17 protein-coding genes are annotated in these 16,834 nt (G+C 55.4%); all 17 read left to right on the forward strand.

What is annotated here, in order from left to right; all coding sequences use genetic code 11:
* Nucleotide 1 precedes the first annotated feature (1 nt).
* The 17 genes from J1W56_RS22935 to J1W56_RS23015 all read left to right on the forward strand — a co-directional run bounded on the left by J1W56_RS22935 (nucleotide 2) and on the right by J1W56_RS23015 (nucleotide 16,802).
* Nucleotides 2-2,419: a VirB4 family type IV secretion/conjugal transfer ATPase gene (locus J1W56_RS22935; RefSeq protein ID WP_223615607.1), complete on the forward strand. Its 2,418-nt coding sequence runs from the start codon at nucleotides 2-4 to the stop codon at nucleotides 2,417-2,419.
* Between the two features lie 2 nt (nucleotides 2,420-2,421).
* Nucleotides 2,422-3,189 carry a hypothetical protein gene (locus tag J1W56_RS22940; protein ID WP_223615608.1) on the forward strand — a complete coding sequence of 256 codons (768 nt, stop codon included), beginning with the start codon at nucleotides 2,422-2,424 and terminating at the stop codon, nucleotides 3,187-3,189.
* Nucleotides 3,190-3,191: 2 nt separating this feature from the next.
* Nucleotides 3,192-3,944: a type IV secretion system protein gene (locus J1W56_RS22945; RefSeq protein ID WP_223615609.1), complete on the forward strand. Its 753-nt coding sequence runs from the start codon at nucleotides 3,192-3,194 to the stop codon at nucleotides 3,942-3,944.
* Nucleotides 3,941-4,159 carry a hypothetical protein gene (locus J1W56_RS22950; RefSeq protein ID WP_223615610.1) on the forward strand — a complete coding sequence of 73 codons (219 nt, stop codon included), beginning with the start codon at nucleotides 3,941-3,943 and terminating at the stop codon, nucleotides 4,157-4,159. The genes J1W56_RS22945 and J1W56_RS22950 overlap by 4 nt, the downstream gene beginning before the upstream one ends.
* Before the next feature lie 248 nt (nucleotides 4,160-4,407).
* On the forward strand, nucleotides 4,408-5,427 hold the full coding sequence (locus J1W56_RS22955; protein ID WP_223615611.1) for a type IV secretion system protein: 1,020 nt from the start codon (nucleotides 4,408-4,410) through the stop codon (nucleotides 5,425-5,427).
* Nucleotides 5,424-6,173, forward strand: a complete 750-nt coding sequence (locus tag J1W56_RS22960; protein WP_223615612.1) for a virB8 family protein — start codon at nucleotides 5,424-5,426, stop codon at nucleotides 6,171-6,173. Before J1W56_RS22955 ends, J1W56_RS22960 begins: the two co-directional genes overlap by 4 nt.
* Entirely contained in the window at nucleotides 6,170-6,979 is an 810-nt protein-coding gene (gene virB9 / locus J1W56_RS22965) for a P-type conjugative transfer protein VirB9 (protein ID WP_223615613.1), read from the forward strand. Before J1W56_RS22960 ends, virB9 begins: the two co-directional genes overlap by 4 nt.
* Nucleotides 6,969-7,187, forward strand: coding sequence for a hypothetical protein (locus J1W56_RS22970; RefSeq protein WP_223615614.1), 219 nt, complete (start codon nucleotides 6,969-6,971; stop codon nucleotides 7,185-7,187). Before virB9 ends, J1W56_RS22970 begins: the two co-directional genes overlap by 11 nt.
* A complete protein-coding gene (virB10, locus tag J1W56_RS22975; protein ID WP_223615615.1) occupies nucleotides 7,177-8,418 on the forward strand; it encodes a type IV secretion system protein VirB10 in 1,242 nt (413 codons plus the stop codon). Before J1W56_RS22970 ends, virB10 begins: the two co-directional genes overlap by 11 nt.
* 34 nt (nucleotides 8,419-8,452) lie before the next feature.
* Nucleotides 8,453-9,460, forward strand: coding sequence for a P-type DNA transfer ATPase VirB11 (gene virB11, locus J1W56_RS22980; protein ID WP_223615616.1), 1,008 nt, complete (start codon nucleotides 8,453-8,455; stop codon nucleotides 9,458-9,460).
* Entirely contained in the window at nucleotides 9,457-9,936 is a 480-nt protein-coding gene (locus J1W56_RS22985) for a thermonuclease family protein (RefSeq protein ID WP_223615617.1), read from the forward strand. Before virB11 ends, J1W56_RS22985 begins: the two co-directional genes overlap by 4 nt.
* A complete protein-coding gene (locus J1W56_RS22990) occupies nucleotides 9,870-12,668 on the forward strand; it encodes a type IV secretory system conjugative DNA transfer family protein (protein ID WP_223615618.1) in 2,799 nt (932 codons plus the stop codon). Before J1W56_RS22985 ends, J1W56_RS22990 begins: the two co-directional genes overlap by 67 nt.
* Nucleotides 12,669-12,804: 136 nt before the next feature.
* The gene (locus J1W56_RS22995) at nucleotides 12,805-13,062 is read left to right on the forward strand and encodes a hypothetical protein (protein ID WP_223615619.1); all 258 of its coding nucleotides are present in this window, start codon (nucleotides 12,805-12,807) and stop codon (nucleotides 13,060-13,062) included.
* A 158-nt stretch (nucleotides 13,063-13,220) separates the two neighbouring features.
* Entirely contained in the window at nucleotides 13,221-14,960 is a 1,740-nt protein-coding gene (locus tag J1W56_RS23000) for a YadA-like family protein (RefSeq protein WP_223615620.1), read from the forward strand.
* Nucleotides 14,961-14,980: 20 nt separating this feature from the next.
* Nucleotides 14,981-15,808, forward strand: a complete 828-nt coding sequence (locus tag J1W56_RS23005; protein ID WP_223615621.1) for an invasion associated locus B family protein — start codon at nucleotides 14,981-14,983, stop codon at nucleotides 15,806-15,808.
* Nucleotides 15,809-15,949: 141 nt separating this feature from the next.
* The gene (locus J1W56_RS23010) at nucleotides 15,950-16,423 is read left to right on the forward strand and encodes a DUF4189 domain-containing protein (protein WP_223615622.1); all 474 of its coding nucleotides are present in this window, start codon (nucleotides 15,950-15,952) and stop codon (nucleotides 16,421-16,423) included.
* A gap of 88 nt (nucleotides 16,424-16,511) precedes the next feature.
* Entirely contained in the window at nucleotides 16,512-16,802 is a 291-nt protein-coding gene (locus J1W56_RS23015; protein ID WP_223615623.1) for a helix-turn-helix domain-containing protein, read from the forward strand.
* Nucleotides 16,803-16,834: the final 32 nt, after the last annotated feature.

The raw sequence follows: 16,834 nt of genomic DNA on the forward strand, positions 1-16,834 counted from the left end.
AATGGCGATACAACGTGCTGTTCGTAGTTCACTGGAATTTGGTGCAATTGCCGCACGTGAGAAGAAGGTCTCTTCTCACGTACCTTACGTACGGCACGTTGACGAAAACACACTTCGCACCAAGGACGGAATGATCCTGTCAGTCATCAAGATTGATGGTTTCTGCCACCAGACAGCAGATCAAATCGAAATCGATATGAAGGCGAATGTGCGCAACACCTTGATGCGTTCACTCAGCGACAGCCGATATGCCGTCTACAGCCACATAATCAGGCGGCGCATTCATCCTCAAACGACTGGATCCTTCACTAATCCGTTCTGCCGCGAATTGAATGACCGATACATGTACGGCCTCTCCGAAAAACGCATGTATGTGAATGATCTCTATCTGACGATCATACGCCGAGGATTTCAGGGAAAAGTTGGCTTCGCGGACGCTTTTGTATCACGCTTTCGCAAGGCCGCCGGTGTTTCTGCCGATGTCCTCGATCGCGAAGCCAGACAGGAACTACGCGAACAGGTCGCCAATATTCAAAAAGATATGGCCGAATACGGGGCGCGCATCCTGACCGTGGTCGAACGCAAAGGCAGCGTATTTTCACAGCCGCTTGAATTCCTGGCGCAGCTCCTCAATGGCGCACAGGAAATTCCTATGCTTCTGCCTCGCATGGGGTTTGACGAATATCTGCCAACACGGCGCATCACTTTTGGCAAAAAACAACTTGAGTTGCGCGGTGCTGTAGATCGGGAAACACGCTTCGGATCGATGGTATCCGTGCGCGAATACACCTCCTGGACAGTCTCAGGTGTACTCGACGGCCTGTTGAAGATACCGGGTGAATTCATCGCTACGCAATCGTTCGCCTTGCAGGATCGCGCCCCGGTCATGGCCGAAATCGCCAAGATCGAACGCCAGATCGCCGCTTCAGACGAGGCCGGGACATCTCTTGAACAGGCCATTAATACGGCGCGTGACGAGATCGTCAACGGCCGTGCGGTCATGGGGTATCACCATCTGACGGTTATGGCGATCGGCGACAGCTTGAAGGAATTGGAGACCTGCGTCCAGGCGGTAACCAAGGAAATTCAGAATACCGGCATGGTTTCCGTTCGGGAAGATTTGAATGCTGAGCCAGCCTTCTGGGCACAGCTGCCCGGTAATTTCGCATACATTGCTCGCCGGGCCATGATTTCATCTCGCAATTTCTGTGGCCTCGCATCGTTCCATAACTTTGCCGTGGGCAAGCGTGAAGGCAACCATTGGGGGCCGGCAATAGCCCTGCTGCAGACGACTTCGATGACACCATACTTTTTCAATTTCCATCGGCGCCAGGTCGGCAACTTCACGGTGACCGGTCCAACAGGATCAGGCAAAACGGTCGGTCTGTCTTTCCTGATGGCACAGGCGATGCGGATACATCCGCAACCTCGCTGCGCCTTCTTCGACAAGGACCGCGGGGCCGATGTCTTCATTCGGGCGATGGGTGGCCAATACGAGGTTTTGGAGCCAGGGATTCCTACCGGCTTCAATCCGCTGCAGCTTGAGGGAAGTCCCAGCGATCGGGATTTCGTGCTCAATCTGCTCCGCTATCTTGTGCGCCCGAGGGACGGACGCACGGACCTATCAGCTGAACAGGAGAAAATTTTGGAGTCTGCGGTCCAGCAGATTTTCCAGATCCCTGTGCATGAGCGGAAATTCTCCGAAGTTTCTCATCTTCTGCGTGGCGGCGAGCAAGCCGGACACGACGATCTTGCATCACGATTTGATATCTGGTGCGACACACGCGGCTGGCTGTTCAACAATCCTGCCGACCTCTGGGACGATGACAAGGGGATATTTGGTTTTGACCTGACCAAGGTCCTGGACGATCCCGATATCCGGACGGCGGCACTCGGCTACATCTTCCATCGCATTGAGGGCATGCTGGACGGCAAGACGCCGATGATGCTGTTCATTGATGAGGGCTGGAAGATCCTCAATGACGATAAGTTCTCCGGGTTTGTCACCGATAAACTGAAAACCATCCGCAAACTTAACGGTATTGTCGGTTTTGGTACGCAGTCGGCCAAAGATATTGTGTCATCGAAGATGGCGCACACGCTGCTTGAGCAGACGCCAACAAACATCTTCTTTCCAAATCCGCGGGCCGATGTTGAAAGCTATATCGATGGCTTCAAACTATCGCGCGCTGAGTACGATTGGATTCTCAATACTCCTCCAGAGGCGCGGCAATTCCTCATCAAGCATGACCACGATAGCGTGATTGCCACGCTCGATCTCTCCCAGATGCTCGATTTCGTCAAGGTACTCTCAGGTAACGAAGCCAGCGTTACCGAGTGTGCGGAGTTGCGCGAACGCCATGGCGATGCCCCTGAGAACTGGCTCCCTTATTTTTGCCGATGGAGGACTGAAGCATGACAATGAATCTGCGTTTCAGTACTGCAAGTCTGTTCGTTTGCCTGTCGCTTCCGGCTTTCGCCCAAGTTCCCACCAATGACGCGGATCGAACGGGCAAAGAATCCAACACGCAGGTCTGCATGGAACGGGCCCGGACCTACAAGAAGCGGACAGAAAGCCCGACCAATGGGGTTCGGGGAAGCTTTGCGGACCAGGGCGGCGGCGGATCACTGTCACAATCGGGCGGCGGTAACATCATGGGTGGCGCTCTCAGCGGCACGAGTGTTGGCGGTGTGGATCTTGCCGGCATCATGGCAGTCGTGGGCGGCGTGGCTGCCCTGAAATCCAACAATGCCGGCCAGGTGATAGGTGCCCTTAGCGCTGTCAGCGCCGCCATCGAGCAGAACCAAAGCGGCTTGGCTAACCAAGGTCAGGCCATCGGTTCTGTCAACTCCATTCAAGGCGCGTTTGAACAGAATTCATCCGGCCGTCTGTCCGAAGCGGGATTATGGGGACAAGCGGTGCAGGGCGGCACGACACGGCTTCAGCTGCAAAACCAGCAATTGCTCGACCAAACGGCGGCGGCAAGCGCGACCGCCAATATCATGAACTACGACAAGTCAAAGGTACGGCTTGTCGATGATGGCAAGGTCAAGTCCGACAATTCTGAGAATGTTTCAACCGGCACTACCGACCTCGATGCCATTCAAAAGGAATTGGCGCGGCTTCAGGCGGAGGCCGCGAAAAACGCGCTGACAAATCCAAGTTCAACCCCGAGCCAAGGAAACTGATCATGCAACGCAAGACAACTTCTCTTTGTCGCAACATCGGCATCGGCGCTAGCGTCCTCATCGGTGCGCTGACATTGGCGGGCACGGCCAATGCGCAAGTGCCGGTCAAGGACGATGCGACGCTCGAACAGGCGACTAAAACAGCCGCGCATACGTCCGAGATAATGAAGTCGAACAGCAATATCCTCGATACGGTCAACAAGACATTGGAAGCCGTAACGGGTAACCGGTCCACGTCGAACATTGCCAATGCGGCACTCGGCTCCGGGTTTTCGATGGGTGGCGCCCCTGACTTTGGGTCACTGATGGGGGGGCAGATGTCCTGGGGCAATCTTGGCGAGTTCGGGAAAACGGCTGCGACCATTTTGAACGCGCTCAATCTGGTGAAGTCGCTTTCAGGCAAGTCGGACTCGGGAAGCTTCTCTGGGTCGGACAGGGCCTATCAGAGTGCTGTGAATACGGCGTCGGCCCTGCAGGGCATGATATCCGGTACGCAATCGAGCGCACGCCAGCGTAGCCAAGCGTTCCAGCAGGCCGGGCAACTGATCGGCACAGCCCCCGATATCAAGGGCTCCATCGATCAGAATTCTCAGCTGCAGACCCAGACAGCACAGACTGTCAATGAACTGATCGGCGTCATGAATGCGGGCAATGCGGCTTTGAATGCGCAGCAGATGCAGGAACTCGCGGCACAGGCCCAGTCGGCCAAGATCATGAGCTACGACGCTTCCAAGGCGAGGTTCGTCGCACCATGATGAATTTTCTTAAGCTTCTCGGTCAGTGGAAAGTGATCCTGCTTCTGACGGGTGCACTCCTGTTGCTGGCTTATGCGCTGACGGACGTCTCCAGCGTGCTCAAAGAAGATGTGTCTCTTCGTCAGCAATCAATTGATGCAGATAAGGCCGTCGCCGACAAGACGAAGAAGATCATGGACTATGACCCGTCAAAGGCGCGGTTGGTGAAGCCATGACCAGAATCTGCCGTCCAGATCATCTCATCGCGGTCCTCGTTGCCGGTCTTGCTTTGTTGGTCCTGCCAGCATGTGCCGGTCACAAGGAACTGAAAGCTCCGTGTTCGGCGGGATTGCAGCCTTATTCATATTGGTCCGGATCGGCATTCGCCTCGATGGGCTGCGGAGCAATGCTTGACGTCAACCCGCTGCCGGCGATGCCAGCTGCACTGGTCCCACCCGATTCAGTCATTCCGGAGAATTAAAAAATGGCTGGTCCGACACTCAACAACGACATCTTTGCGAGCCTCTTCGGCAAGGTCGATAGCATGGGCACCGCAATGGTGCAGAACCTCTACAATACGCTGAGCACAGCGCTGTTGCCCGTATATCTTGCTGGTATGACCTGCTTTGTCGTCTGGTGGGGCTATGAAATGCTTTTCGGCCGGGCACAGATGACTGCCGGTGCTTTTGTCTGGCGGTTTGGCAAGCTCATCTTCATCTATGCTTTCATCTTTTCCTGGGGAACTTATCAACCTCTGATTGTCACGCCGTTGATAGAAGCTCCCAATGCGATGGCGACACTGGTGTGTCAGGCGGCGGGCGGAACAACATGCGGGTCCAGTAGCTCATCCATGAGCCAAGGCTTGACGGATATCTGGACGGCAGGACTGGAAGCGTCGAAGACCATTTCGTCAGCCGGGGGCTGGACAGGTGTTGGCCTGATGATCCTCGCCATTTTCGTCATGGCGGTCGTCGGCGCACTAATCGCCATCGCAGTCGTCCTTTTGATGATCGGCAAGATGACGATGTTCACGTTGCTGGCGATCGGGCCGATTATTCTTTGTTTTGCCATCTTCAACTTTACGTCGCACATCACTGACGGCTGGATGCGATCGCTTGCGCAATATGCGCTGTTGCCCATCATCGTTTACGCGCTGCTCGGCGTGATGCTGCTCCTTTTGCAAGACACATTGTCCGGTGTTCAGGGCATGACCGCCGATACCGCCATGACTGTAATCGCACCATTCCTGTTGATGTGCGTCATTACTGCGTTGGTGCTGAAACAATCACTCCATCTGGCTCACGGCATCTCCGGTGGTGCTCGTCTGGATCGTGGCAATACGGGCATCCGCGATACCGCAAGAGCAATAGGCCGCTTCGGAAGCGATCGCGTTGCTGCCCTGCAAGGGCGCCTTAATGGAGATGGTGGACCGTCGGCCAGTCTTCACGCGGCAGATGCTTCGCTCGCCCAAGTCCAGGCCGCAGCAAGGAATGCACGTCGATGACATTGATTGAAGGAACGACCGAATTGAGCGGGGAAACTATGTCCACACATGAACCAGCTGTGATCGATCATAAATACTATGCTGACGGAGAACGCTGGGAGAAATCAGTTTATCGCTCCGTTGCGATTTCGCGCGGTGTGTGGCGCACGGTCGCTATTTGCATGGGCGCAACATCGGCGGCCGCGATTGGCCTGCTCTGGGTGATGCTACCGTTGAAATCTTTCGATGTCGTTGTCCTCGAGGTGGACAAGACAACTGGCTATGTCGAGGCGAGCCAGCCACTGCGGGCTGGCGGCGACCTGACGCAAAATGAGGCAGTCACCCGAGCCAATATCGTCCGCTTTATCAGAGCGCGTGAAACCTATGATCCAAAGGGATTGCGCGACAATTTTGAACTGGCCTCGCTTTATTCGACGGGCAAGGCCGCGCAAGATCTTGCTGGGCTCTATTCCGGATCGAATCCGAACAATCCGATGAAAACATTCGGTCCGAACGCTATTGTTTCGGTGCAGATCAAGAGCATCATCTTTCTCAACGACAAGACGGCGGCGGCCCGGTTCTCGACCACCCGCGCAAGCGTGCAAGGGACGGTCATCGAGCATTGGGTCGCCAATGTGCGTTTCCGTTACACATCGGAACCCATGCGCAACGATTGGCGCTTTGACAATCCTCTTGGATTTCAGGTGACAGAGTACCGCCGCGACCAAGAAACAATTACGCCCGACGTTCGCGAGGTGAAGCCATGAAGGCACGCACTCGTACGGCATTACTGTGCGGCGTGTTCTGCGCGGTCGTAGGATATGCCGGCAATTCAGCGTTTGCGGAAAGCACCCCGAAATCAGTCAAGGCCGATGAGCGGATCCGTACTGTGACCTACCAGAAGGACAACATCATTTTCCTGTCGGGGATGATGGGCGTCTCGACCATGGTCGTCTTTAACGATGACGAGGCGATTGCAACGGTTGCCATGGGCGACAGCCAGAGCTGGCAGGCCGTTCCCGATCAATCGAAGAAATTCCTGTTCATCAAACCATTGGAGCCCAATGCCGTCACCAACATGAATGTCGTCACGTCGAAGCGCGTCTACAATTTCATGATGAAGGGAGCTCCAGTCGGCAATTCAAGAACCGCCGTCATCAAGCTGCGCTTCACCTATCCGGATGATGAAGCGGATGCGCGACTCATGGCGCAGGCCAAGCTCAATGCCGCCATGCCGAATGTGCGGGCAGCGCTCTCGGATCCACTCAAGGTCAATTACGACTACGGTTACAAAGGCGACAAGGAAAACAAGCCCGTCTCCGTTGCCGATGACGGCACCAAGACGTTTTTCGAGTTTTCGGGCGAAGTGCCTGGCATCTTTGCCGTCAAGTCAGACGGCAGCGAAACGCTCGTCAATTACCGGCGCGAAGGCAATTACATCGTCGTTGATAAAGTCAGCCGGCAGTGGACCTTACGCAGCGGCAAGGTGGTCACCTGCGTCTTCAACATGAAGCTAACCGGAAAGCGCGCCGTCGCTTCAAGCAGTGTGGGAGGCCGCTCCTATGACCGATAATCCCAACCCCACCATGCCCCTCGATACAGATACCTATGATGCCAGACAGGATGCGCATGACAGCTATTTCCTTGCCGTCGAGATGAAGCGGCGACGGGGAGACCGGCACTGGCCTCAAGCGATCTGCCGCACAGCGATTGGGTCAGTGCCGGTAATGAATTCAGAAAAGATGAATGCCACGATCGGGGACTTTGGCCATGACGATTGATTTTGAACGGGAAGCGAGTATTGGCGAGACCGTCGCTGTGAAAGGCAACGGGCGCTCGAATCCGCTTGTTGCCGGTCTCCTGGTCACCGTGGCCATTGGTGCGCTCGGTTATGCCGGTTATATCTCGTACCTGAAGCCATCGGCGCGGACCGATCTGACCACGGATGAGGAATTCCGGACTGCGAGCTCGGCACCGAACCTGTCGTTCAGCGTGCCATCGGAACCTGCGGACAACAGGCTGGTTATTGCGCCTCCACCTCCCGCGCCGGAACCTGTTGTTGCGCCAGTCATGGCGCCTCCTGTCGTACAGATTGATGACGGCGCTGCGCGCCGTGCCGCGGAAGAGGCCGAACGGCTGCGACGCGAGGAAGAAGCGCGCCGCCTGGAGCGGCTTCGCTCCAATATGCTCGTCGTTGACGGATCGGTTGGTCAATCTGGCGGGTCACTCGGAGGTGACAGCGCCGGCGGATCTTCTGCCGGCATGGAACCGGACGAGGATGCCAACAGGCGGTTTCTCGGCCGGACCTCAGCGCAGGACGTCGAGTTGGTGAAAGCCACGCAAAACCACCGGATTGACGCGTTGATCCCGCAGGGCACTTTGATCCGGGGCATTCTCGAAACAGCTATCCAGTCGGATTTGCCCGGCATGGTTCGCGCGGTGATCTCGTCTGACATTTATTCATTCGACGGCCGCCGCGTATTGCTGCCAAAAGGCACCATGCTGACAGGCGAATATCGCAGCGGCTTGTCACGCGGTCAGACACGGATCCTGATCGTCTGGACACGGGCGCTGCGCGCTGACGGCACCTCCGTATCGCTCGGCTCCTATGGGACGGATGATCTTGGCCGTTCCGGGGTCGCCGGGTTCGTCGACAAACATTACCTCGAGCGGTTCGGTGCATCCGCCGTCCTCTCGCTCGTTGGCGGCGTCTCGTCATTCATTGCCGGCCTTAACTCCAACGGATCGTCCAATGCCGGGCCCGGATCCAATGGCTCGAACAACAATGGCGCAACCCAGGCGCAGCAGACGATCTCGCAAACTATGTCCGACATGGCCAACCAGGCGCTGAAGGATTCAATCAACATACCGCCGACCATTCATGTCGATCAGGGCACCCAGATCATGGTGTTTGTCCGGCGCGATCTCGACTTCTCATCCCTTTATCCGGATCCGGTGAAAGAGGCCCTTTATGAACTACGTCACCCCAAAGGTTTCAACGCCAAGCGTTGAACAGGACGCGATGTGGGCCGGGATGTCCACATATATGAGGCAAGCGGCCACGCCCATAAAGCAGTGGCTGCAAAGCCCTGACGTGATCGAAATCATGTGCAACCGGCCCGGAGAAGTCTGGATCGAAGAGCGTGGTGTTGCGCATATGGTGCGCCACGACGTGCCTGATCTCACTGGCAATGCGATCGGCTATCTCGCGCGCATGATTGCCGGCAATACCAGCCAGAACGTCAACGAGGAAACACCGCTTTTGTCGGCGGCAATGCCGAATGGCGAGCGGTTTCAGGCAGTGTTGTCGCCGGTTGCCTCCATGGGCGGGGCATTCTCGATCCGCAAGCAGGTTATCACCGATATGAGCATGGACCAGTATATGGCACTCGGTGGCCTTGATAACGTCCGCATACCTGGCAGCGAGGTGGCGGGCGAAGACTATGTGACAGACATCGAAGCGGGTTTTATCGAGAGGCTCAAAGAACCGGCACCGGCAGCCAGACGAGAAGCGCTACGATTTGCGGTGGAAAACCGCATGACAATGCTCATTGCAGGCGGCACGTCTTCCGGAAAAACAACATTCTTCAATGGGCTCCTGAAGGACGTGCCGGAATGGGAGCGGATTATTTCCATTGAGGACACGCGCGAGCTCAAGCCGCCGCAACCCAATTTTCTGTCGCTTGTGGCATCCAAGGGCGGACAGGGAAGGGCGCGCACGACGATCCAGGATTGTCTTGAAGCATCTTTGCGTTTGCGTCCGGACCGTATTTTCATGGGTGAGGTACGCGGCGCCGAAGCCTTTTCTTTTCTGCAGGCGATCAACACCGGTCACCCAGGTTCTATGTCGACTTTGCATGCTGACAATCCCCGCGGCGCTTATGAGCGTCTTGCGATGATGGCGATGCAAGCGGGTCTCGGCCTCTCGAAAGCAGAGTTGCTCGAATTCGTGCGCTTTGTCGTTCCCATCATCATCCAGATCGGGCGCGACCCGAAAACGGGGCGCCGCGGCGTCACTGAAATCTACTTCAACAAGTGGAAGCCAGTTCGATGAAGAAGACGGGGATGACGGCTGTTTTCGCATGCTGCATGGTGACCGGGATTGCAGTGGCCAGCGCTCAGGTAGCGCGTACCGAGAATATCAGCGGTGATCGGATCATCGTGATTGACGGCGATACCGTTGCTCTGCCTTGCAAGCCAGAGACCGGTTTCAAACACGGCTGTGCGGTCAAGGTACGCTTGAAGGATATCGACACACCAGAAGTATCGCACCCGACATGCGAGAACGAGCTCGCGAAAGGTCTTGAAGCCAAAGCCCGGCTTCGCGAACTCATCAGCGGCGAATTGGTGACCATCAAACATACCGGTGAAATCGATCGGTATGGCCGGTCCCTTGGTTGGCTCGTGCTGCAGGATGGATCGGACATCGGCGCGATCCTCTTTGGAGAGGGATTGGCGTTGGAATGGACGGCCGGCGCGCGATCCAAGGCGGCGCGGATCTCGCACTGGTGTGGAGCGGCATCGCGATGACACTGAAGAGCTATGAAAAGATTGCACTTGTGACGCTTGGACCTTGCGTGGCGGCGGCTGGTCTCTTCATGGGCTGGTCCGCCAATTATGCGGCCACTAGCTTTTTCGTCCTGAAATCAACTGCCATGTGGCAAGCCTTCTTTGGTGGCGACATAATGATGCCGGCTAAGCAGCTTACCGCCTATCTCAGCGATGCCCGCATAAGTCGGATTGGATCGATTGCAGCCGTTTCAACGGCGCTCGAAGCTGTCGCTCTCGGCATTGGAAGTTATATTTTGGTGAAGCGTCCGTGGGCGGTCAAGCCACCTGCAGACGGCTCACGCTTCGCTGCGCTGAAGGATCTAAAGAAGGCGGGACTGCTGGACGGGATTCCCGGTAAATCGATCCTGCTCGGGACATTTGGCCAAGGCAAAAACGCTCCAGAAGTCCGCTACAGCGGTGACAGTCATTTCTTCGTCAATGGCCCGTCGCGCTCCGGCAAAGGCCGTGGCTTCGTCATGACCAATCTTCTTGAGTACCAGGGCAGCACGATCGTCCTCGATGTGAAGCTCGAAAATTGGGAAAAGACAGGCCCGGCGCGCCTTGCCATAGGGCAGAAATGCTTTGTCTTTGCACCAGGTTCAAAGTTTACCCATCGCTGGAACCCGCTCGATTTCGTCCGCGATTGGCCCGAGCGATCGACGGACCTGCTCAATCTCGCGGCCAGCCTCATTCCGCTTGATGCCAAGGAAACGTCGATCTGGAAGGAAACAGCGCGAAGCCTGTGTGCCGGGGTGCTCGGTTATGTGCTGGAGTCGAAGACCATGGAGGGCAGACGCAACCTGCGCTCTGTGTTGCGTCTGTTCTCGACGGGCGTTTCATTCTCGAAAGTTCTTGAGGTTATCCTTCGCACGGAACCTGATCTCAATCAGTTCATCGTTGACAGTTTTAAACAGCATCTCGGCCGAGATGAGGAACAGCGACCGTCATTTGAAGGCAATGTCGTTACAGCGCTGGCCCCTTTCAACAATTTGCTGATGGCAGAGGCAACGAGCGCCAGTGATTTCGATATTCGCGAGCTGCGCCGCAATCCATATTCATTGTTTGTCGCCAGCCCGGTTTCGGACTTCGGCACGGTCGAACCGCTTTTGCGTTTGTTGATCCAGCAGATTCACGACGTCATGTTGCGCAATGTTCCGGGTAAGGATGAACCGTACAAGATTCTGATGATGCTTGACGAGTTCTATCAGTTCGAGCGCCTTCCGGAGATTATCAAGCGTGCGCCGCTTGTTGCCGGCTATGGCATGACGATCGCGCTTATCGCGCAGAACATTCCCCAGATCGATGAGCGTTACGGGGTGAAGACCCGCGATGCACTCCTCGGCAATATGGATATCAAGCTCAACATTGCGGTTGGCGACGATACCACCGCCAAAATCGTCTCAGGCAATCTGGGGCGTCAGTACGTCGAACGGGAAGGGTGGGGAAAGACGGGCGGGCTGCTTTTGAGCAGGCAGGCCTCGCAAGGCCGGTTCGAGCTTATTCCGCTGATGGACCCGGACGCTGTTCTGCGCCTCGATGACAACGCAACCATCCTGCAGATCCGTGGCACTTATGGCGCGATCCTGAACAAGCTTAACTTCTATGCGGACAAAAAGTTCGTCGATCGGCGCAGTCAGGTGGCGTCTTATACGTCAAAGATGCCAAAACCGGAGCTGGTGTTGACACCTGAATGGCCGCTCTTCAACGACCGTCCACCACAAACGTCGCAAGAACCTGTTGAAAATATCAGCCCAGTCGCTGATGAGTTCGAGCCAAAAATGCCGTTCTCGCCCGTCGGTCAAGCTGGTGCTACCGTATCTATTCCAGTCAGTCGGTCGATGGATGACGAAGCCGGCGACATTATCGATCTGGCCCGATCCGTATACCGGAATACTGACCGATTTGCCCAAGTGTATCGTCATGCGGTGTCGGCACAGGATAGTGATACGGCGGCCTATTTATTGCAGAATCTGCGGCTCACGCCCGAATATTACGGTCCGCTTATCGGCGAAGACGGATCATTCAATATCCGAGGCAAGCAGGCGCGCAAGCGTGCGATTGCAGCGATAGCGCCTTTGCGCGTGGCAATTATCGAGGCACGTCGCGGTGTGACCGAAGAGAGGTCCCGGCTTTATGCGCGAACGCAGCAACCACGCGTCCAGGCAGCTCATCCAGCTGTTCTGCAGGACGCCAAATCGACCGTGGTCCTCGCAACGCCCGAAGCTGAAGCTGTTTCTACATCGACAGATGCCGACATCGCTGCAGGTTTCACGACCGTGGTAATTCCGGCCGCTACAGCTGCTGCGCTCACCCCGGCGAGTGTCGGTGACACTATCTCGGCGGCCGTCGATCCAGATGATCCGTTTGCGGCGCATCCTCTCGTCGAGGACGAAAGTGAACGTGGGCAAGACCCCGATCCTTCATTCAACTCCACATCAAGTTCAGTCGCCGGGCCTGATGAAACCGTCGATGACGAGGATAATACCCGGATCGATTATGGCTTTGCGGATGCAACTGAACAGGTGGCAGCCGTCGCAACCATTGCGCGCACAGCGATCGAGGCTGGCCGTGTTTCCGATGTTGAACGGCTAGCCGGTGCTCTGATGCGAATGAACGCAAGCCTTGGTGCTGTCACGTCGGACGAGCCATGGGCCTTAGTATCAGCGGAGCTCAGCAAACCAAGGATCACAAATACAGCGTTGTCTGCCTAGGACAGCGCCAGATAGGCACAGGAAAGAGGAAGGATGATCGCAGCAAACAGAGAATAAGCACACGAGACCAAACAATAGTCTTTCAAGAATTCACCAAAGTCTGTCCATCGGGACATAAATCCAAAAGGAAATCGAAATGAAATCACTGAACCTTCTCTTTGCCGCCGCTGTCATTTCTGCGGGCTCATTCGCCCTGCCGCTGAACGCTTTTGCTGATGCGAACGACAATGGGAATGGGGGACCCGGAAGCCGTGGCGACTATCGTCTTGAGGTAAGGCCCTTGGACAAGAGCCTTGCGCCGATCGGCAACGCTCCTTTGACGACTGCGGAACTGGAAAACTATCAGCGTGGAGCAGATGCTTCAAAAGCCTCTGTCAAATCTGTCAGCAAATAGTCAGCCCTGACATATGGGTCGGACCGGAAAACTTGCAGGTTTCCCGGTCCCGGCTCCAGCGCTGAGAAATACGATCGAAGAACCAACAACGATCAGAACTGGACAGGATCGCCTGTCCTAACAACCCGGGAACCGCGAGGCATTTTAATATGCGAGTTATGAAAATTCTACTGTCCGCCACTGTGTTGAGTGCCGGAAGCTTTTCGATAGCACCACGTGCTGCCGAGGCAGCACCTGCGGTAACCGGCACAAGCGGCTGCGTGCTCAAGCCAGGAAGACAGCCTTATCAGCCCGCGGGAAGTGATGGTGGATCGGGTGGCGGTGGCGGAAATCCCGGAACGCCAGCGATTGTACCCAATTGCGGGGGAGGCAATTCCGGGGGCTACGAGAACCCATACCAGAGCGGAGACTTTGCTGACACAGGCTCGGTCAACAACGCCATTTCAAACCTTCAAAACCAGATCAATACACTGTCGGGAGCGCCTAAGTCAGTGTCGAGTGATGGCGCCACTATCGTCGGTGACGGAACCGCAGGCAATCCCATACGATTGTCAGATCCCATCAAGAACACCATCAATGATCATACAAACCAGATCAACAACATCAATGCCGTCAACAACCGGCAGGATGCAACGCTGACTGACCACGAAAACCGCATCACCGCGAATACCAACAAGAATGCGGAGCAGGACGGCCGGCTGAACAATATCGATGCCAAGAATGCACAGCAGGATGCGAGACTGGACAATCACGAAAACCGGATAACGAAAAACGAGAACGACATCACTGATATCAAGGCAGTCAATGACCGGCAGGACAAAACACTCGCGGATCACGAGAACCGGATCACCAAGAGCGAAAGTGACATTGCCAACATCAAGACTGACGTCACCGATATCAAGGCGGTGAATGCGCGCCAGGATCAAACTTTGGCCAACCACGAGAATAGGATCACCAAAACCGAAGGCGATGTTGCAAGCATTCAAGATGGTGCCGTGTTTTACAACCGTGATGCTTCCGGCAAAAAGACTGGCGGTGTCACGCTCAATGATGGAACCGGCAATACCGTCAAGCTCGGAAATGTTGCTGCAGGCAAAGATGCAAATGATGCTGTGAATTTGGGTCAGCTGACCTCCGCTCTCGATGGTCTCGGTGGCGGCGTAAAGGTCAATGCGGACGGAAGCATTATCGGTCCAAAGTACAAGATCGGCGGAGTTACGTACGGTAATGTTGGAGATGCGTTGAAGGCCACCAATGATCTGTCGGTACAATATGTCCCAGACGCCAACGGGAAACCCACCAATAACATCATTTTGGCAGGAGATGGCACAGGCCAGGCGGTTAAGATCAGCAATGTAGCCGCAGGGACCGCCGATACCGACGCGGCGAATGTCGGCCAGATCAAAAATAATCTTGCCTACGACACGAATAAGGATGGGACGCGCAGCAACAGTGTCACGCTCCATGGCGGATCTAGTGGTCCAGTGCTTATGCGAAACGTAGCCGATGGTCTTGTCGCCAGCGATGCTGCGACATTGGGTCAACTGACAAGGGCCAAGACCGAATCCTTCCGCTACACCGATTCCAAATTCAACGAACTGAAGGATTATACCGACAATCGCCTTGGGAATTTGTCGGGCGAGATTCGGAATGTTCAAGCTGAGGCGCGCGCCGGTATCGCATCTGCGATGGCTACTGCAGCGCTTCGCTATGATGATCGTCCGGGCAAAGGCAGTATTGCCGGTGCAATGGGCGGTTTCAAAAGCTCAACAAGTATGGCCGTAGGTGTTGGATATACCTCGGAGGATGGAACTGTCCGCTTGAATGCGGCTGTGGCGCATTCATTCGAAACATCTGACACCTCCTGGAACGCCGGCGCAAGCTGGACATTCAATTAGTGGCTTTGGAGGATACGCCTTTGCGCAAAATCAGTGCAGTTTTGATCAGCCTCTTATTCTCGGGCACAGTTCAAGCCCAAGAACCGCAGACAGTCAAAGTAGACGATTCGACTCAGACCAGATCAGTCACCCTGCGCTTGGCCTCATTGGTTGAACCGGGCGAGACACTGGACTGGGGAGACTTTATTCGTGTTGAACGGCCATTTGGCGCGTGGACGCTGCTGTGTGATTGGCGGCCATCCCGAAATAAACGCATTTGTTCAACCGAACAGACGGTCAATGCAGGCAATAGCGGATTGATTTGGCGTATTGCGATCGATAGCGAACACAAGCCCATTGTCCTATTCGTACTACCTGCCGACTTAGATCGGCAGGTGGGCTTACGGCTGAGTTTTTCTGGTTTGGAAAAGTCGATCACTGGCAGTGAATGGACTTGCAATGGTCAGAGTTGCATGTCGGCATTTCCGTTTTCCGACTTTGTCCAGGCGGCCATTTTGAACTCCAAGGAAATGCAGTTCAGTTTTCGTCTTCTTGCGAAAGATGCCGCACCCACTGAGGTTAGGGCTCTGGCATCCATGGAAGGCTTCACCACTGCCCTGGAGGCCGCGGCCAAGGATCCATTTGGAAAGTACGTACCGCTGAAGAAGCAGGAAAAAGCCGCCGATTTGACTTCGGCAGCTGGCAGGAATGCGGCTCCTGTCGTTCTGAACACACCGCAAAGCACGACCGACGTACCAGCAAAGCAATCGGACAAGGTTGAGCAAAAATCACCCCCTCAATCAGCTGTGCCCGCAAAAGTTACCCGCAAGCAGTCTCGAAACATCGTACCTCGTGACGGATTATATTGAGGCCGGCCGTGTCGAAAATTGCAAAAGAATTTCAAACCTTTGTTGAACGCCGGGTGCGTTCGATTCCCTCGGCGTAGCAATAGCGTGCGGCGGATGTTGCTTCCTCACTTCATTCCTCACTATAAAATACGGAGTGGTCACATGACCAATCGGATCGGACCTTTACTACTTGTCGCGAGCATTTTGTGTTCATGGCCTGCCATAGCGGCCGACATTATGCAAAAGGACGGGCCACCCGAACCTGCGGCGATTGATCTTGCCGGAAAAGGGATTTGGGGCGCCATCGCCTTCTCGGATGTCAATGGAAAACGTGGCATCTTTTGGGGAGCTGCGACCCGCTCTGAAGCGGATCTAACAGCGCTGAATTACTGCCAGAGCGCCGGCGGCATAGCCTGCTCTGTTGTGATAACATTCAGGAACCACCAATATCGCAACGACCGAGACGATAGCGGATTTCCTTATGAGCATTGCGCTGCATTGGCAACGTTGAAGGAATACGCCAAGCAATCGAAATGGGGAGCGGTTAGCGGCGCGACCAAGATGATAGCCCAAACAGGTGCGCTTCAAAAATGCGGCGATGCCCGCTGTACAATAGCGGAATGGGTTTGTACCTGATTGGAAGCGCCCCTTGCTCATTCTGAACACTGTCAACGATTACTCGGACGACTGGCCGCACCATTGATTTCTTCACGAGGAGAGACGCATGTCACCAAACCCCAAGGCCACGAAGCAGGAACTTATGGTTCTTCGTCGGATACCGTCGAGAAATGAAAGCGAAGGCATTGAGATTGCAGAACTGGCGGAGGCACTGCGGGCTTCGCTTGGCGCGACGTACCATGTCCTTGCACAGCTTTACTCAAAGGATTTGATCCGTACTGACACCGAAGAATTGAGCGAACGGTCGCGCAGATGCTTTCGAACGGATACGGGTGATCATGTGCTTATGCGCCAGTCGGCCAAAGGCATGCGCGAAGTCCACGATATAGCGGCGTAGCCTGGTGCGGTGCGGGGACCTTCGGTCATTTC

Source organism: Phyllobacterium calauticae, assembly GCF_019991125.1.
Taxonomy (GTDB): domain Bacteria; phylum Pseudomonadota; class Alphaproteobacteria; order Rhizobiales; family Rhizobiaceae; genus Phyllobacterium; species Phyllobacterium calauticae.